Annotated in this window: 17 protein-coding genes and 3 tRNA genes; 15 read left to right on the forward strand and 5 right to left on the reverse strand. The window is 66.0% G+C overall.

Annotated features, from left to right (window positions below):
- Positions 1 to 224 precede the first annotated feature (224 nt).
- The 4 genes from rplM to msrB all read left to right on the forward strand — a co-directional run bounded on the left by rplM (position 225) and on the right by msrB (position 2,779).
- Positions 225 to 701, forward strand: coding sequence for a 50S ribosomal protein L13 (gene rplM / locus RTU05_RS00150; RefSeq protein ID WP_054765955.1), 477 nt, complete (start codon positions 225 to 227; stop codon positions 699 to 701).
- Positions 702 to 703: 2 nt separating this feature from the next.
- The gene (gene rpsI / locus RTU05_RS00155) at positions 704 to 1,198 is read left to right on the forward strand and encodes a 30S ribosomal protein S9 (RefSeq protein ID WP_292021270.1); all 495 of its coding nucleotides are present in this window, start codon (positions 704 to 706) and stop codon (positions 1,196 to 1,198) included.
- Positions 1,199 to 1,299: 101 nt separating this feature from the next.
- Positions 1,300 to 2,235: an N-acetyl-gamma-glutamyl-phosphate reductase gene (argC, locus tag RTU05_RS00160; RefSeq protein ID WP_312594666.1), complete on the forward strand. Its 936-nt coding sequence runs from the start codon at positions 1,300 to 1,302 to the stop codon at positions 2,233 to 2,235.
- A 40-nt stretch (positions 2,236 to 2,275) separates the two neighbouring features.
- On the forward strand, positions 2,276 to 2,779 hold the full coding sequence (gene msrB / locus RTU05_RS00165; RefSeq protein WP_312594668.1) for a peptide-methionine (R)-S-oxide reductase MsrB: 504 nt from the start codon (positions 2,276 to 2,278) through the stop codon (positions 2,777 to 2,779).
- Here msrB and RTU05_RS00170 read toward each other — a convergent pair.
- A complete protein-coding gene (locus RTU05_RS00170; RefSeq protein WP_312594670.1) occupies positions 2,776 to 3,153 on the reverse strand; it encodes a hypothetical protein in 378 nt (125 codons plus the stop codon). The two genes, msrB and RTU05_RS00170, sit on opposite strands and share 4 nt — an antisense overlap.
- On the reverse strand, positions 3,150 to 5,093 hold the full coding sequence (gene phaC, locus RTU05_RS00175; protein ID WP_312594672.1) for a class I poly(R)-hydroxyalkanoic acid synthase: 1,944 nt from the start codon (positions 5,091 to 5,093) through the stop codon (positions 3,150 to 3,152). The genes RTU05_RS00170 and phaC overlap by 4 nt, the downstream gene beginning before the upstream one ends.
- 107 nt (positions 5,094 to 5,200) lie before the next feature.
- Between phaC and RTU05_RS00180 the strand changes: the two genes are divergently transcribed.
- The 9 genes from RTU05_RS00180 to RTU05_RS00220 all read left to right on the forward strand — a co-directional run bounded on the left by RTU05_RS00180 (position 5,201) and on the right by RTU05_RS00220 (position 10,494).
- On the forward strand, positions 5,201 to 5,626 hold the full coding sequence (locus RTU05_RS00180; RefSeq protein ID WP_312594674.1) for a hypothetical protein: 426 nt from the start codon (positions 5,201 to 5,203) through the stop codon (positions 5,624 to 5,626).
- 50 nt (positions 5,627 to 5,676) lie between these two features.
- Positions 5,677 to 7,488 (forward strand): single-stranded-DNA-specific exonuclease RecJ, encoded by a 1,812-nt coding sequence (gene recJ, locus RTU05_RS00185; RefSeq protein WP_312594676.1) that lies wholly within the window; start codon positions 5,677 to 5,679, stop codon positions 7,486 to 7,488.
- A 76-nt stretch (positions 7,489 to 7,564) separates the two neighbouring features.
- Positions 7,565 to 7,639, forward strand: a tRNA-Glu gene (locus RTU05_RS00190).
- Between the two features lie 249 nt (positions 7,640 to 7,888).
- The gene (locus RTU05_RS00195; protein ID WP_312594755.1) at positions 7,889 to 8,404 is read left to right on the forward strand and encodes a cold-shock protein; all 516 of its coding nucleotides are present in this window, start codon (positions 7,889 to 7,891) and stop codon (positions 8,402 to 8,404) included.
- 23 nt (positions 8,405 to 8,427) lie between these two features.
- Complete coding sequence (locus RTU05_RS00200) at positions 8,428 to 8,907, forward strand: DUF192 domain-containing protein (RefSeq protein WP_312594677.1); 480 nt, start codon at positions 8,428 to 8,430, stop codon at positions 8,905 to 8,907.
- A 45-nt stretch (positions 8,908 to 8,952) separates the two neighbouring features.
- Positions 8,953 to 9,029 (forward strand) — tRNA-Pro (locus RTU05_RS00205).
- Positions 9,030 to 9,105: 76 nt separating this feature from the next.
- Entirely contained in the window at positions 9,106 to 9,411 is a 306-nt protein-coding gene (locus RTU05_RS00210; protein ID WP_312594678.1) for an ETC complex I subunit, read from the forward strand.
- A gap of 19 nt (positions 9,412 to 9,430) precedes the next feature.
- A tRNA-Arg gene (locus RTU05_RS00215) sits at positions 9,431 to 9,507 on the forward strand.
- A 30-nt stretch (positions 9,508 to 9,537) separates the two neighbouring features.
- Complete coding sequence (locus RTU05_RS00220; RefSeq protein WP_312594679.1) at positions 9,538 to 10,494, forward strand: rhodanese-related sulfurtransferase; 957 nt, start codon at positions 9,538 to 9,540, stop codon at positions 10,492 to 10,494.
- On the opposite strand, the gene RTU05_RS00225 is transcribed toward RTU05_RS00220, so the two are convergent.
- Genes RTU05_RS00225 through RTU05_RS00235 form a run of 3 tightly spaced genes read right to left on the reverse strand, consistent with a single transcriptional unit; the run spans position 10,491 to position 12,462 of the window.
- Positions 10,491 to 11,294 (reverse strand): DUF1295 domain-containing protein, encoded by an 804-nt coding sequence (locus tag RTU05_RS00225; protein ID WP_312594680.1) that lies wholly within the window; start codon positions 11,292 to 11,294, stop codon positions 10,491 to 10,493. The genes RTU05_RS00220 and RTU05_RS00225 overlap by 4 nt on opposite strands.
- Positions 11,294 to 11,932, reverse strand: a complete 639-nt coding sequence (locus RTU05_RS00230; RefSeq protein ID WP_312594683.1) for a ChrR family anti-sigma-E factor — start codon at positions 11,930 to 11,932, stop codon at positions 11,294 to 11,296. The genes RTU05_RS00225 and RTU05_RS00230 overlap by 1 nt, the downstream gene beginning before the upstream one ends.
- Complete coding sequence (locus RTU05_RS00235) at positions 11,929 to 12,462, reverse strand: sigma-70 family RNA polymerase sigma factor (RefSeq protein WP_312594685.1); 534 nt, start codon at positions 12,460 to 12,462, stop codon at positions 11,929 to 11,931. Before RTU05_RS00235 ends, RTU05_RS00230 begins: the two co-directional genes overlap by 4 nt.
- A 240-nt stretch (positions 12,463 to 12,702) precedes the next feature.
- On the opposite strand from RTU05_RS00235, the gene RTU05_RS00240 reads away from it, so the two are divergent.
- Positions 12,703 to 14,040 (forward strand): FAD-dependent oxidoreductase, encoded by a 1,338-nt coding sequence (locus RTU05_RS00240; RefSeq protein WP_312594687.1) that lies wholly within the window; start codon positions 12,703 to 12,705, stop codon positions 14,038 to 14,040.
- Complete coding sequence (locus tag RTU05_RS00245) at positions 14,037 to 14,837, forward strand: DUF1365 domain-containing protein (protein WP_312594688.1); 801 nt, start codon at positions 14,037 to 14,039, stop codon at positions 14,835 to 14,837. Before RTU05_RS00240 ends, RTU05_RS00245 begins: the two co-directional genes overlap by 4 nt.
- Positions 14,838 to 14,967 lie beyond the last annotated feature (130 nt).

Raw genomic sequence — 14,967 nt, forward strand, 5'->3', positions numbered from 1 at the left:
AAACGTCATGGTTTGATGACGAAATCTGTTATTTCGTAACGTTCATAGCTGTTCCTCAGTCAGGTATTTTGATACCTTATTGGCAATACCGTTTGAAATCAAATATTTATGGCGCTCAAGCGCCGCGCTTGCGCATTGACGCGACCGATCGTCTCCGGTATCAGCGCGCCTTCATTCGGTTCCTTCGGGGGCCGGACCCGATTTTCGTCTCCAGGAACCCCCTCATGCTGAAGAGCACCACGGCTTCGTTGAAGCCGGCCGAGGTCGAGAAGAAGTGGATTCACATCGACGCCGAAGGCGTCGTCGTGGGCCGTCTCGCGACCTTTATCGCCAACCGTCTGCGCGGCAAGCACCGCGGCGACTACACCCCGCACGTCGATTGCGGCGACTACGTCGTCGTCACCAACGTCGACAAGGTGGTGTTCACCGGCAAGAAGAACACCGACAAGATCTACTATCGCCACACGGGCCACCCCGGCGGCGTCAAGTCGACGACCCCGGAAAAGGTTCTGGGCGGTCGCTTCCCCGAGCGCGTCCTCGAGAAGGCCGTCGAGCGCATGCTGCCCAAGGAAAGCCCCCTGGCCCGCAAGCAGATGACGCACCTGCGCCTGTTCGCCGGCAGCCAGCACGACCACGAAGCCCAGCAACCGGAAACGATCGACTTCAAGTCGGCGTCGCCCAAGAACACCCGGAGCGTCTGAGCATGACCGACGTGACCAACACCGAAACCGCCACCGGCTTCGACGCCCTGAAGGGCCTGTCGGCGTCGGCCGAGAACGACGCGCCTGTCTATGTCCAGAAGCTGGACGCCCAGGGCCGCGCCTATTCGACCGGCAAGCGCAAGAACGCCATCGCCCGCGTGTGGGTGAAGCCCGGCGCCGGCAAGATCACCGTGAACGGCAAGGACGTGGCCGCCTATTTCGCCCGTCCGGTCCTGCAGATGATGGTGGCCCAGCCGCTGAACGTCGCCGACCGCGCCACCCAGTATGACGTGATCTGCACCGTCGAGGGTTCGGGCCTGTCGGGCCAGGCCGGCGCCATCCGCCACGGCCTGTCGCACGCCCTGACGCACTTCGAACCGGAACTGCGTAAGGTCCTGAAGCCGCACGGCTTCCTGACCCGCGACAGCCGCGTCGTCGAGCGCAAGAAGTACGGCCGCGCCAAGGCTCGCCGCAGCTTCCAGTTCTCGAAGCGCTGATCGCGTTTACGCGGTTTGGATTTTGGGCGCTTCGGGGACACCCGGAGCGCCCTTTTTCTTGCGCCTTTGCTCCTTAAGCGGAGAAGGGACGGGAGAGACAGATGACCCACACCATCTTCATCGACGGCGAAGCCGGCACCACGGGGCTTGAGATCCGCGAGCGGCTCGAAGCGCGCCCGGATCTGGAACTGGTCCTGCTGGGCGAGCGTCGTCGCGATGTGGAGGCGCGGCGCGAGGCGTTGAACGGTGCAGACGCCGTGATCCTGTGCCTGCCCGACGATGCGGCGAGGGAAGCCGTGACGATGGTCGAGAACCCGTCCGTGAAGGTGATCGACGCCTCGACCGCCTATCGGGTCGCGCCGGGCTGGGCCTACGGCTTTCCCGAAATGGATGCGGGGCAGCGCGCGCTGATCGCGCGGTCGCAGTTCGTGTCGAACCCCGGCTGCTATCCGACCGGTTTCATCGGCCTGATGCGGCCGCTGGTGAAGGCGGGTCTGGTTCCGGCCAACTATCCGGTCACGGTCAATGCGGTGTCGGGCTATTCCGGTGGCGGCAAGGCCATGATCGCCGAGTTCGAAGCGCCCGGCGCCGCGACCGCCTATCGCGCCTATGGCCTGACGCTGAAGCACAAACATGTGCCCGAGATGACCCGGCATGCGGGTCTGAGCCGCGACGTCCTGTTCACGCCCGCTGTCGGCGCCTATCGCCAGGGCATGCTGGTCGAGGTTCCGCTGCATCTGGCGGCCCTGCCGGAAACTCCCTCTGTCGAACGGCTGCACGGCGCCCTGGTCGAGGCCTATGACGGCCAGCGTTTCGTCGAGGTCGCGGACCTTGAGGAGACCGAGGCCATGGCCGGTATCGAGCCCGAGGGCCTGAACGGCACCAACCGCCTGCGGCTTCATGTATTCGGCGATCGCAATGGCGAACAGGCGCGGCTGGTCGCCCTGCTGGACAATCTGGGCAAAGGCGCCTCGGGCGCGGCGGTTCAGAACCTGAACATCATGCTGGGCCTGGACGAGGCGACGGGCCTGATCTGAGCACCTGAAACCATTCGGCGGCGTTCGTCGTATCAGGGACATGACCCAGTCCCTGATCCAGCATCGCCGGGGCCTTCTGATGGGCGCCGGCGCGCTCGCCCTTTCCGCCTGTTCGCCCGCGACGTCCGAAGCCGGGGAGGGGCAGTACGCCGCCTCGCCCTATCGTCGGGTGTCCGATGCGGATTGGCGACGACGCCTGGGCGAAGCCTCCTGGCGCGTCATGCGGCACGAGGGGACCGAACGTCCTTATTCCAGCCCCCTGAACGACCAGCACGCGCGCGGCGTCTTTGCGTGCAAGGGATGTGATCTGGCGCTGTTCCGGTCGGAGTGGAAGTTCGATTCCCACACCGGCTGGCCCAGTTTCTATGACGTGATCGGCACCAATATCGGCAAGAAGCGCGATCTGGCCATCGGCGTTCCGCGCACCGAATACCATTGTGCACGCTGCTTGGCGCACCAAGGACATGTCTTTCCCGATGGGCCACGCCCAACGGGTTTGCGCTACTGCAACAATGGTGTGGCGCTGAAGTTCACGGCGGCCTAGAGGCGACGCGCCCGCAACGCGGAGTCCACCGTCGCGCCGAAGATGACCGATGCGATGATGACCAGCAGGCCGTAGTCATGCCCGGCGAAGAAGACAGGCGCGCAGGCCATGGCGATGACCATCAGCGGAAACAGGCCCGACCAGACGGCCGTGCCGGGCGCGTCGGCGTGGATCATCGGCTGGACCGCCGGCCGCTTCATCATGTGCGCCACCCGCCCGTTCAGCAGCACGAAGGCGCCGGCGCAGATCACGGCTGACAGCAAGTATTTGAGCGTATTGCCCGGCTCACCGAAGACGCTGGCGGTCATGAGCAGAAGCGCCAGGGCGACGCCCGTGCTGAGGGCCAGAAGGGCGTTCGGTTCGATACGGTTCAAGACTTCACTTTCACATAGCTGCCGGGCGCCGGCTCGATGGGCTTTAGCGGGCCCTTCGTTGGATCACGAGCGGGGATCAGCTCGCCGGACCGTTCGCGCAGCCACGCCGCCCAATGGTCCCACCAACTGCCCGGATGCTCCGTCGCGCCCGCCTGCCATTCCGCCAGGGTCTCGGGCAGGGCGGGGTTGGTCCAATGCTGATATTTCCGCGCCGCCGGGGCATTGATGACGCCGGCGATATGGCCCGATCCGGCCAGGGTGAAGGTCACGTCCGGGCCGCCGAACAGCCGCGCCGAGCGATAGACCGAGTTCATCGGCGCTATATGGTCCTCGCGGCTGGCCTGGAAATACAGCGGGATTCTCACCTTCGACAGGTCGGCGATAAGGCCGCCGATCTCGAACTCGCCTGTTGCCAGGGCGTTGGCGCCGTACATCTGGCGTAGATAGGCCAGGTGCAGCGCCTTGGGCATCCGCGTCTGATCGGCGTTCCAGAACAGAAGGTCGAAGGCCGGCGGATCCTTGCCCAGCAGATAGTTGCTGACGAAAAAGGACCAGATCAGGTCGTTGGACCGCAGGGCGTTGAACGTCTCGGCCATCGCTGCGCCGGGCAGGACGCCGCCCGCCGCATCCATCTGACGCTCGATCTCGGCGATCCAGTGTTCGTCGGTGAACAGCAGCAGGTCGCCCGCCTCGGCGAAGTCGTGTTGCGCGGCGAAGAAGGTGGCGGCGGCGACCCGCGTGTCGCCCTTGGCTGCCATATGCGCCAGACCGGCGCCCAGCAGGGTGCCGCCGATGCAGTAGCCGACGGCGTTCAACCGATCCGTCCCAGCCTGTTCCAGCGTCTTCTCGACGGCGCGATAGACGCCCTTCTCCAGATAGTCGTCGAAGCCGAACTCGGCCTTGTCGCGATCCGGGTTGACCCAGGAGCAGACGAAGACGGTGAACCCCTGGGCCGACAGCCAGCGGATCAGCGAGTTCGCCGGCTGCAGGTCCATGATGTAGAATTTGTTGATCCATGGCGGGAAGATCAGCAGCGGAACCTCATGCTGCGTCTCGCCGGCCGGCGCGTACTGGATCAGTTCGAACAGTTCGTCACGCCAGACGACCTGGCCCGGCGCCGTCGCGACGTTTTCCCCCACGACGAACTTGCCGTAATCGGCCTGGCTGATGCGCAACGACCCTCCGCCGCGCTCCAGATCGGCGGCGAAGTTCTGCATGCCCTTGACCAGCGATTCGCCGCTGGTCTCGGCCAGGGCCTTCAGCGCCACCGGATTGGAGGCCAGGAAGTTCGACGGCGAAAAGGCGTCGGTCAGCAGGCGGGTGAAAAACTGGGCGCGGCGTTTCACCGCTGGATCGACGTCCTCGACCCCCGCGACCAGGCCGTTCATCCAGTCCGACGTGAGCAGATAGGACCGCCGCATCATGTCGAACATCGGGTTTTCCGACCAGGCGGGGTCCTTGAATCGCTTGTCGGCCGGGGCGGGATCGGGCGTCTCGCCCGCCGCCTGACGCGCCGTGCTGCTCCACAGGTCCATGTAGCGGCCGAACAGATCGGCCTGGGCCTGGAACAGCTTTTCTGGACGCGCGGCCAGGCTGGTCATCACCGACGTCATGGCCGGACCGACATTGAACGGGTCGGGCGTCAGCGTCGCCGGGCCGTCCGCGTTCCTGGCCGCCTGGTTCAGCGCAGCCTCGGCCAGGGCGCCCTGGGCCATCATCGCCGCCTTGGCCAGATTGAGCGACAGCGTCTCGATGAGCGCGGCCTGCTCGGCGCCGGAGAAGGCGGGTTGGGGTTCATCGGCCGAAGGCGGCGCCTCGGGCGGGGCCTTCGGCTGTTCCTTGGGCTGACGCGGCGGGCGCGGCTTGGCGGAGGTGGGGCGGCCGGCCTTGCGCGCAGGCTTGTCGGTCGTGTCTTTTGGGGGCGGGGGAGGCTTGGCCATGATCGTCCTTCGCGCTTCCTGCGCGCGGGCCGGTTCATCCGCCCTTCCGCGCGGGGCCATGATGGCATAAGACCGACCGGGAAATGAACGCGCCGCTCTCGAAAAAGATGATCCTGATCGCCGCAGTCGCGATCACAGGGGGTTTGGGCGCCTGCTCCAGCGGCCTGTCCGCCAAGACCGACGCCGCTTCGCCGCTGGCCCCGCGCGTCCAGGAACTGGTCGACGCCAACCGTCACTATCCGCGCTGGGAGGACTTCCCCGCCGCCCCGTCCGGCCTGCCGGAGGTGCGGCAGGTCGCGACGAACGCCCGGCGGCTTCAGGCCGACAACACCGCCCTGAACGGCGAGATCGCGCGGATCGACTGGACCCTGAACGATCCAGAGGCCCTGGCCGCCCAGATCACCGCCAAGGTCGCCGCCGCGCCCGTATCGCCCGACGCCGCGCGCACCCAGGCCGAGATCGAAGCCTTCGCCCAGAGCCTGCGCGACCGGGCCAAGGCGCCACCACCGCTCGACCGCCGCCCCGCGCGGTGAAGTCGATACGGGCGGTCGCCTCGACGGAAGAATCCGCCGATGATGCGCCGATGGCTGACGACAGCGCCGCAAAGACCCTGAACGCCTTCCTCGGTGTATCCCGATCCCTGTCCGGCCGCGCCTGGCGACAGAGGCCGGCCGAGGCTGCGGTCGTGCGCGCCCATATGCAGACCCTGGGGCTGGACGAGGTTCTGGCCCGCGCCTTGGCCTCGCGCAACGTGCGGGCCGATCAGGGTGCGGACTTTCTGACGCCGACTCTGCGCGCCCTGTTCCCCGATCCGTCCAGCTTCATGGACATGGACGCGGCGGCCGAGGCGATCCTGGACGCGCTCCAGGCCCAGGCCAGCATCCATGTCTTCGCCGATTACGACGTCGACGGCGCATCCAGCGCGGCCCTTCTGGTGCGCTGGTTCCGGGCCATGGGCCATGAGTTGCCCATCTATGTGCCCGACCGCCTGACCGAAGGTTACGGCCCCAGCGCCATGGCATTCGACAGTCTGAAGGCGTCGGGCGCGGATCTGGTGATCACGGTCGATTGCGGCGCGGCGGCGAACGAGGCGCTGGCGCATGCCGCCGCCATCGCCCTGAACGTCGTGGTGATCGACCACCATATGATGCGTAGCGAGCCGCCGACGGCTTTGGCGGTCGTCAACCCCAATCGACCGGGCTGCAACTCAGGCCAAGGCAATCTGGCGGCGGCCGGCGTGGTCTTCGTGCTTCTGGCCGCCCTGAACCGCGAGGCGCGCCGACGCGGCCTGTTCGTCGACAGGTCCGAGCCCGACATCCGCCAGTGGTTGGACCTGGCGGCCCTGGGCGCGATCTGCGACGTCACCGGCCTGACCGGCTTCAACCGCGCCCTGACGGGGCTGGGGCTGAAGGTGATGAGCGACTGGCGCAATCCGGGTCTGCGCGCCTTGCTGGCGGCGGCGGGCGCAGAGCCGGGACCGGCCAAGAGCAACCACGCCGGCTTCATCCTGGGGCCGCGAATCAATGCGGGCGGACGGATAGGCCGGTCGGACCTGGGGGCGCGCCTGCTGTCGACCGACGATCCCAGAGAGGCGGAGGCCCTGGCCATCGAACTGGACGCCCTGAACCTGTCTCGGCGCGACGTGGAGCGGGCGGTGACCGAGGCCGCCGTGCGTCGCGTCGAGGCGACCGGCGCCCACGCCGACGACAGCGCCGTGGTCGTTGTGGCCGGCGACGACTGGCACCCCGGCGTGGTCGGCATCGTCGCGGGTCGATTGCGCGAACGGTGGCGCAAGCCCGTCATCGTCATCGGCGTCGATCCCGTCACCGGCGTCGGCAAGGGGTCAGGCCGGTCGCAGCCCGGCATGAATCTGGGTCGCGCGATTCAGGCGGCATGGGAGAACGGCGTCCTGATCGCCGGCGGCGGCCACGCCATGGCGGCGGGCCTGACGATGGACAGCGCGCGTCTGGGGGAACTGACAGCCTTCTTGAACGACCGGCTGGCGCAGGAACGGGTGGAGGCGGTCGCTCAGGATGTGCTGGATATCGACGCCCTGATCGATCCATCGGCCGCGACCCGCGACTTGTTCGAATCGTTCGAACGCCTGGCCCCCTTCGGTCCCGCCAATCCCGAACCGACATTCGCCCTCAGCGGCGTTCAGGCGCGCGAGCCGGTCGCGATGAACGGCGGCCATGTGCGGTGCCGGCTGGTCGGCCAGGATGGCGCCTCCGTCCGGGCCATCGCCTGGCGGTGCGCCGATCTGCCGACCGGACAGGCGCTTCTGGCGGGGCAGGGAGGCTTGAGCGTCGTGGGTCGGCTGAAGGCCGACGACTGGAATGGCCGCAAGGGCGTGCAGTTCGAGATCGAGGACGTGTCCGATCCCCGGATGATCTGAACGCGCCCAAAAAACTGAAAATCCACGCTTGCACCGTTTCGAGGGCGCGGCTATATCGCCGGCTCTCCCGCGCAGCGGTCCCTTCGTCTATCGGTTAGGACGTCAGGTTTTCAACCTGAAAAGAGGGGTTCGACTCCCCTAGGGACTGCCACGCGGGGCAGGACGACCATCGAGCCGAACGGCTCTGGCGACCATCATCCTCACCGACCAATACGATCGATGTTCAAGATCGTGGAATAGCGACTGGCGTGGTCTTCGTTCGTCTTGATTGACCAGTAACGTTAATCTTCGCCCCTCACGTGCATTTTCCGCTTTTCAAAGTTTCGCGGAACGGTGTTAAACATAGGCCGAGTCCGCTAGAGGCGCGGACGGGGGTCTTAAGTTGTCTGACTACAGCGAGATGGAGACGGCGCAGACCGTTCGCGTCATCGGCCGGGTGAAATGGTTCGATGCGGTGAAGGGCTACGGCTTCATCGTTCCCAATGATCCTGCGCTGACTGAAATGCGCGACGTGCTGCTGCATATCAGCAGTCTTCGCGACCTCGGGCGCGACGCCGCCGACGAAGGCGCCCCGATCACCTGCGATTGCGTCAAACGGCCCAAGGGGTGGCAGACGGTGGCGATCCACGATCTGGGCTATGGAGATGCGGCCCCGCCTGTTCGTCGCGCCCCACCGCCAACCGCTCCGACCGAACTGTCGGACGACGAACTGGAGACCGCCCTAGTCAAATGGTTCAATCGCACCAAGGGTTACGGATTCGTCGTGCGTGATCGTGAGCCAGGCGATATCTTCGTCCATATCGAGACGCTGCGTCGCTGCGGTCTGGACGATCTGATCCCTGGCGACACGGTGCGGGTGCGATTCGCCAATGGGCCCAAGGGGCTGGTGGTCGCGGACATCAGAACGGGCGGCTGAGATCCGGCGCCCAGGAGGGGCGCATGATCGACGCAACCAGACGACTGATTCTGGCAGGAATGCTGATGCTGGCCGTAGCGGGCTGCGCGGCCAAGGCGCCGACCGGCCCGAATGGCGAGCCGCTGCAAAGTCTGGCCATCGTCACCACCTCGGGCGAACACCAGTTCTGGGTCGAGATCGCCGATGACGAACCGGAGCGTCAGCGCGGCCTGATGTTCCGCCCGCCGCTGGAGGCGGATCGCGGAATGCTGTTCCAATGGCCGGGCGAGGCGCCGCGCGAACAGAGTTTCTGGATGCGCAACACCCCCAGTTCGCTGGATATTCTCTATATCGATCCCAAGGGACGCATCGTCTCCATCGCCTCGCACGCGACGCCGTTTTCCGAGGCGCCGATCCGGTCGAACGGGGCGGCCAACGGCGTGCTGGAACTGCGCGCCGGCCGCGCCGCCGAGATCAACGCCCAGCCCGGCGACAAAGTTTTACATCCTTACTTCAAGCCTTGATTGCGGTTTGCCGCGCGAAGTGCCAATAGGGCGCTCCGTTCGGTCCGGGGTGTAGCGCAGCCTGGTAGCGCATCTGGTTTGGGACCAGAGGGTCGGAGGTTCGAATCCTCTCGCCCCGACCAACGGAAGGCCGCTGGATTCCGTATCCGGCGCGCGTTATGGCAGGGGCGAAAGCCCGCCGTCACTGAGGACCCGCCCATGCTCGCTCGCATCTACCGCCCGGCCAAGACCGCGATGCAGTCGGGCAAGGCCAAGAGCCGCGACTGGCGGCTGGAATTCGAACCCGCCTCGGCGCGCACCATCGATCCGCTGATGGGCTGGACCAGCTCCAGCGACATGAACGGTCAGGTCCGGCTGAATTTCGACTCGAAGGAAGAGGCCGTCGAGTACGCCGAGCGTCACGGCATCGCCTTCCGTCTGCATGAGCCGAACGATCCGCCGGTGATCATCAAGGCCTATGCCGACAACTTCGCCACCAACCGCAAGCAATCCTGGACGCACTGACGCCTGCGTCCGGCCAGAAGCGCCCTTAGCTCAACCGGATAGAGCACCCGCCTTCTAAGCGGGATGTTGCAGGTTCGAGTCCTGCAGGGCGCGCCATTCCTGGCGCGGCGCGTATTGGGTCCGCACATGACCGACACCCCCAGATCGCCCGACCGCTCCGTCCGTGTGGCGGCGCTTTATCGGTTCGCGCCGGTCGCCGACCCGATGACGGTTCGAGACAGGCTGCAGGCCGTGTGCGACGCCGGGCAGGTGAGGGGCACGCTGCTGGTCGCCCATGAGGGGTTGAACGGCACCATCGCCGGGCCAGTCGATGGCGTGGAGGCGGTGCTGGCCGCCATCCACGCCCTGCCGGGCTTCGATAGGCTGGAGTTGAAATACGCCTGGACTGACGCCTTGCCATTCCACCGTATGAAGGTGCGGGTGAAGGCCGAGATCGTCACCATGGGGCAGCCGAACCTGGATCCTGCGCGCGACGCGGGCGTCTACGTCTCCCCTGCGGACTGGAATGGCTTGATCGCCGATCCCGAGACCCTGGTGATCGATACACGCAACGCTTACGAGAGCGAGATCGGCGCGTTCGAAGGCGCGGTGCAACCCGATACCGACAGCTTTCGCGACTTCCCCGACTGGTTCCGCACCGAGGGCCGCGCCTTGTTGGCGCAGACCGGCGCGCGGCGGGTCGCCATGTATTGCACCGGCGGAATACGCTGCGAGAAATCCACCGCCTTCCTCAAGGCCGAAGGAATCGAAAACGTCCACCACCTGCAGGGCGGCATCCTGCGTTATCTTGAGACGACGAACGAACAAGACAGCCTATGGCGCGGAAAGTGTTTTGTTTTCGACGAGCGGGTCTCTGTCGGTCACGGCCTGAGCCAAGGGCCGCACACGCTGTGCCGCGGTTGCCGTCTGCCGGTGGACGAGGCCGGCCGTTCATCTCCACATTATATTGAGGGCGTCTGCTGCGCGCGCTGTCACGATGCGCGCGACGAGGACCAGCGCGCCCGCTACGCCGAACGCCATCGCCAGATCGAGATCGCCCAAAAGCGTGGGCAAACCCATATCGGCGCCGCGCCCAAGTCCTAACGGCGCGGCGGACGGGGGAAGAAGGCGCTGGGTGTCTTCGCGACATAGGCGGCGAAGGCGTCCGGCCGCGACCGCTTCATGTGCGCCTCCAGCAACGGCACACCCGACACCTTGGTCAGCAGCCAATACATGTAGGCGGGACCCGTCAGCGCCAGCCAACCCCAGGGCCAGTCGCCGCTCAGGCTGATGGCGAAGACGGGCCAGGCGCACCAGCCCAACCATTCGAAGAAGTAATTCGGGTGCCGCGACCAGGCCCACAGGCCCGCATCGCACACCTTGCCCTTGTTGGCCGGATCGCGCTTGAACGCCGCCAACTGTCGGTCAGCCACGCCCTCGCCGAACAGGGCGCCGACGAAGATCAACGCCGCCAAGCCGTCTTGAAGCGTCAGAGCCGGCGCCGGATTGCGTGCGGCGACCAGAACGCTGAGCGAAAGCAAAGCCGCGGCGCCGGCCTGCAACATCAGAAAACCAAACATCTTCGCCTGGAAGCCGCGCCCCCAGTCTTCGCGCAGCCGCGCGTAGCGTGCATCCTCGCCTTCGCCCGTCGCACGTTTGGCGATGTGTAACCCAAGGCGCATACCCCAGGCGCCGATCAGCAAGGCCGCCAGCCATTGGCGAGGGGAGGGAGCGGCCCCGTCGAGAGGAAACAGGGCCACGCTGACCCCGGCCGCCCCCAGACCCAACGACCAGAAGGCGTCCGCCCATCCGCCTTGTCCAGTCCGGCGCTGAACGCCCCAGGCGGCCGACATAACCACGACCATGAACAGGGCGGCCACGCCCCAGAGAAGGATCAGGCCCATCACAGGCGCACGAACGGCTGCAGCAACCGCCCCACCCAGCCGTCCAGCTTGATCTGTCCATCCAGGGCGACCACGCACAGACAGGCCTCATCGGATACGACGCGCGGCTGGTGCAGCACGTCATCGTTCGCCTCTTCCAGATCGCCGACGTCGAACCGCTGCGTTTCAGTGGCGTAGGCGCCGGAGATCACGCAGGTCAGTTCGACACCGCCATGGGTGTGTTTCGGAGTCTCGCGACCCGGTTCGATCTTTAAAAGAATGACGCGGCAGTCGCCGTCGCGCGGCGCATGAACATCCCGAACCCGCATGCCCGGCCCGATCCAACGCCAGGGGCCGAGCGCATAGCGGCGAAGCGGCTCCGGCAGTTCGGGCATGTCGTTCAACGGAGCAGGCGACCGGACCGCGCCCGCATCCGTCTCGATCCGCGCCAGGGCGTGCGCCAGCGCATCCTCTGACAAGTCGACGGGTGAGGCGTCGTCCAGGAATGCGCCGCCGACCGCCTGCAACTCTCGCACCCAGGCGTCATTGGCCGGACGCAGGGCCAGATGGGCGGCGACCACAACCGCCTCTGGTGCGCTCAAGGACCCGGATGCATAGGCCAGCAGCCGCTCTTCGGATGGATTGCGGCGCGCGGTCATCGCGACGCCTCCTCAGACGGAGCGAGTATCAGGCGAAGCTTGGTCATGGCGTTTCGAATGCGGGATTTCACGGTGCCCAGCGGCAGATCCAACTGGCGCGCGATTTCGGAATGGGAACTGTCGGCAAAGAAGGCGAGGCGCAGCACCTCGACGTGTTCGGGGCTCAGACGGGCCAGGGCGTCCCGCACCCGGTCGGCATCCTGTGACATGGACAACAGCTCGTCCGGGCGCAGAACGTCTTCACCCGCCAGTTCGATCTCCGGCGTCGGCAGCGGCCGGGCGTCGCGACGCAGGATGTCCAGGCGGCGATTGCGGGCGATGGTGAAGATCCAGGTCGCCGCCCGCGCCTTGCGGCCATCGAACAGATCGGCCTTGCGCCACACCGTCAGCATGGCGTCCTGGGCGAAATCCTCCGCCGCGCCCGGCGTGGCTCCGGACTTGATCAGCCAGGCCTTCAGTCGCGGCGCAAAATATTCGAACAGGCAAGCGAACGCCGCCCGGTCACGCCGCAGCGCGATCGCCTCGATCATCTGATCGTGAAGTCGGGGATCCAGGGGCGTGTCAGGCCGGGTCATTCGCCCAGCGCCAAAGGCGCCCGTCCGGGAAGCCGGAAGTTCGGACCGTGTCGGTGCGAAGGATTGGGGTTCGCCATGCATGAACCCTAATACGGCGGGCGGAAATGTCTGGATCAATCGCGATCCGATCATGACGCAGGCCCGTAAATCCTCCATGCGTCGTCGCCGCGTCCGCAGGCGCGCCCTGGAGCCTACATGTCCGTCTCGCCCGCAAGATCGTCTCCCGAACCCCTGAAGATCGCCGTTGTCGGTTCGGGCGTCGCGGCCCTGTCCTCCGCCTGGCTTCTATCGCAGAAACACCGGGTCACGCTCTATGAAAAGGCGGACCGTATGGGCGGACACACCAATACGGTGACGGCGGGCGTGCCGTCCGGCCAGGTCGCGGTGGATACCGGCTTCATCTGTTTCAACGACGCCACCTATCCCAATCTGATCGCGCTGTTCGCGCACCTAGGGATCCAGACCCGCGCCACCGACATGTCGTTCGCCGTGTCGCTGGACGATGGACGGTTCGAATACGCCGCCCCCGGCCTGTTCGCCCAGCGTCGCAATGCCCTGAGGCCGCGCTTCTGGTCTATGCTGACCGAAATCCTGCGCTTCTATCGCGAGGCGCCGCGCGATCTTTCGGGCCTGAACGATCCGTCCCTGACGCTAGGCGACTATCTGAAACGCGAAGGCTTCAGCGAGGCGTTCCGCGACGATCACCTTCTGCCGATGGCCGCCGCCATCTGGTCGTCGCCGGCCCATACGCTGATGGATTACCCGGCGGAATCCTTCATCCGCTTCTGCGGCAATCATGGTCTGCTGAAACTGGTGGGTCGCCCGCTGTGGCGCACTGTCGAGGGCGGCAGCCGCATCTATGTCGAACATCTGGCGCGCGCGCTTCAGGACATTCGGCTGGATCACGGCGTCGTATCGATCCGTCGCACTGACGACGGCGTGATCGTTCATGACAGCCACGGCGGCGTCGAACGCTTCGATCATGTCGTCATCGGCGCTCATGCGGACCAGGCCCTGGCCATGCTGGATCAGCCCACCTCGGCCGAGCAGTCGTTGCTGGGCGCCTTCCGCTACAGTCGCAATCTGACCGTGCTGCACACGGACGCCTCCCTGATGCCGCGTCGCCGCCGCGCCTGGGCCAGCTGGAACTATATCGGGGCGGACGCCGGCCTGTGCGTGACCTACTGGATGAACCGGCTGCAGGGGCTGGCGGGTGACGATCTGTTCGTCACCCTGAACCCGCCGCGTCCGCCGCGTCCCGACACCCTGCTGCGCAGCGAGATCTACGAACACCCGATCTTCGATCCGGCCGCCGTCGCGGCCCAGAAGCAGTTGTGGAGCCTGCAAGGACAGGGGGGCGTATGGTTCTGCGGAGCGCACTTTGGCGCGGGCTTCCACGAGGACGGCCTGCAATCCGGCCTCGCCGTCGCCGAACAGCTGGGCGGGGTGCGCCGACCCTGGACGGTCGAGAACGAGAGCGGCCGCATCCATCTAACCGCCAGCCCGACCCCATATTTCGAACGCGCGGCATGAGCGGGACATCGTCCCTCTATCGCGGCCGGGTCATGCACCGTCGGCTGCGACCCAAGGTTCATCAGTTGGACTACCGCGTCTTCTGGCTGCTCCTGGACCTGAGCGAGATCGACGCCGCAGCCGGGCGGTTGCGTCTTTTCTCCCGCAATCGTTTCAACCTGCTGTCCTTCCACGACCGCGACTATGGCGACGGCTCGGGCGATCTCAGGCCGCAGGTTGACGGCTGGCTGGCGCGCGCCGGAATCGAGATCGGTGCGGGGCCTGTCCGCCTGTTAACCATGCCCCGAGTGTTGGGCTATGTCTTCAACCCGATCAGCCTCTATTACTGCCATCATCCCGACGGGCGGCTGGCGGCCATGGTCTATGAGGTCACCAGCACATTCGGCGTGCGTCACGCCTATGTCATTCCCGTGCCCGCCGCCGACCAGGCCAAGGGCCTGATCCGCCAGGGCGCGGCCAAGGCGCTCTATGTGTCGCCCTTCATGGGCATGGATATGGACTATCGGTTTCGCGGCCACGCGCCGGGCGATCAACTGGACATGACCATCGACGGTCTGGACGCCCAAGGCGTCCTGATCACGGCCGCCATGCAGGGGCAACGCCAACCGTTGACCGACCGCGCCATCGCATCCGTCACGGCGTCAATCCCGCTGATGACCCTCAAGGTCATGGCCGCGATCCACTGGGAAGCGCTCAAGCTCTGGCTAAAGGGCGTCAGTTTGACCAAACAACCGCCGCCCGCGCAAATGCCAGCAACATACCAGACGACGGCTGAGGAAAGTCGGCTAGGCCGTTGAATGAGCGACGATTGAGCAAATGAGTGACATATATTTCGCATAATATATCTTAGGCGATACTTAGTGAGTGTAGAACCCCGTTCTTTGCCGCCCCCACATGCTCCCTTAAGCACAGGTCTCTGAAACCCAG

This window comes from Brevundimonas sp., assembly GCF_032017145.1.
Classification (GTDB): Bacteria; Pseudomonadota; Alphaproteobacteria; order Caulobacterales; family Caulobacteraceae; genus Brevundimonas.

What these genes read in the sequence shown, in the direction of transcription:
- RTU05_RS00220 (WP_312594679.1), top strand. Translation starts at nt 9,538, where the DNA reads ATGACCGACACCCCCAGATCGCCCGACCGCTCCGTCCGTGTGGCGGCG.
- argC (WP_312594666.1), top strand. Translation starts at nt 1,300, where the DNA reads ATGACCCACACCATCTTCATCGACGGCGAAGCCGGCACCACGGGGCTT.
- RTU05_RS00235 (WP_312594685.1), bottom strand. Translation starts at nt 12,462, where the DNA reads ATGATCGAGGCGATCGCGCTGCGGCGTGACCGGGCGGCGTTCGCTTGC.
- RTU05_RS00195 (WP_312594755.1), top strand. Translation starts at nt 7,889, where the DNA reads ATGGAGACGGCGCAGACCGTTCGCGTCATCGGCCGGGTGAAATGGTTC.
- RTU05_RS00180 (WP_312594674.1), top strand. Translation starts at nt 5,201, where the DNA reads ATGATCCTGATCGCCGCAGTCGCGATCACAGGGGGTTTGGGCGCCTGC.
- RTU05_RS00245 (WP_312594688.1), top strand. Translation starts at nt 14,037, where the DNA reads ATGAGCGGGACATCGTCCCTCTATCGCGGCCGGGTCATGCACCGTCGG.
- RTU05_RS00240 (WP_312594687.1), top strand. Translation starts at nt 12,703, where the DNA reads ATGTCCGTCTCGCCCGCAAGATCGTCTCCCGAACCCCTGAAGATCGCC.
- rpsI (WP_292021270.1), top strand. Translation starts at nt 704, where the DNA reads ATGACCGACGTGACCAACACCGAAACCGCCACCGGCTTCGACGCCCTG.
- RTU05_RS00225 (WP_312594680.1), bottom strand. Translation starts at nt 11,294, where the DNA reads ATGGGCCTGATCCTTCTCTGGGGCGTGGCCGCCCTGTTCATGGTCGTG.
- RTU05_RS00230 (WP_312594683.1), bottom strand. Translation starts at nt 11,932, where the DNA reads ATGACCGCGCGCCGCAATCCATCCGAAGAGCGGCTGCTGGCCTATGCA.
- RTU05_RS00210 (WP_312594678.1), top strand. Translation starts at nt 9,106, where the DNA reads ATGCTCGCTCGCATCTACCGCCCGGCCAAGACCGCGATGCAGTCGGGC.
- msrB (WP_312594668.1), top strand. Translation starts at nt 2,276, where the DNA reads ATGACCCAGTCCCTGATCCAGCATCGCCGGGGCCTTCTGATGGGCGCC.
- RTU05_RS00200 (WP_312594677.1), top strand. Translation starts at nt 8,428, where the DNA reads ATGATCGACGCAACCAGACGACTGATTCTGGCAGGAATGCTGATGCTG.
- phaC (WP_312594672.1), bottom strand. Translation starts at nt 5,093, where the DNA reads ATGGCCAAGCCTCCCCCGCCCCCAAAAGACACGACCGACAAGCCTGCG.
- recJ (WP_312594676.1), top strand. Translation starts at nt 5,677, where the DNA reads ATGGCTGACGACAGCGCCGCAAAGACCCTGAACGCCTTCCTCGGTGTA.
- rplM (WP_054765955.1), top strand. Translation starts at nt 225, where the DNA reads ATGCTGAAGAGCACCACGGCTTCGTTGAAGCCGGCCGAGGTCGAGAAG.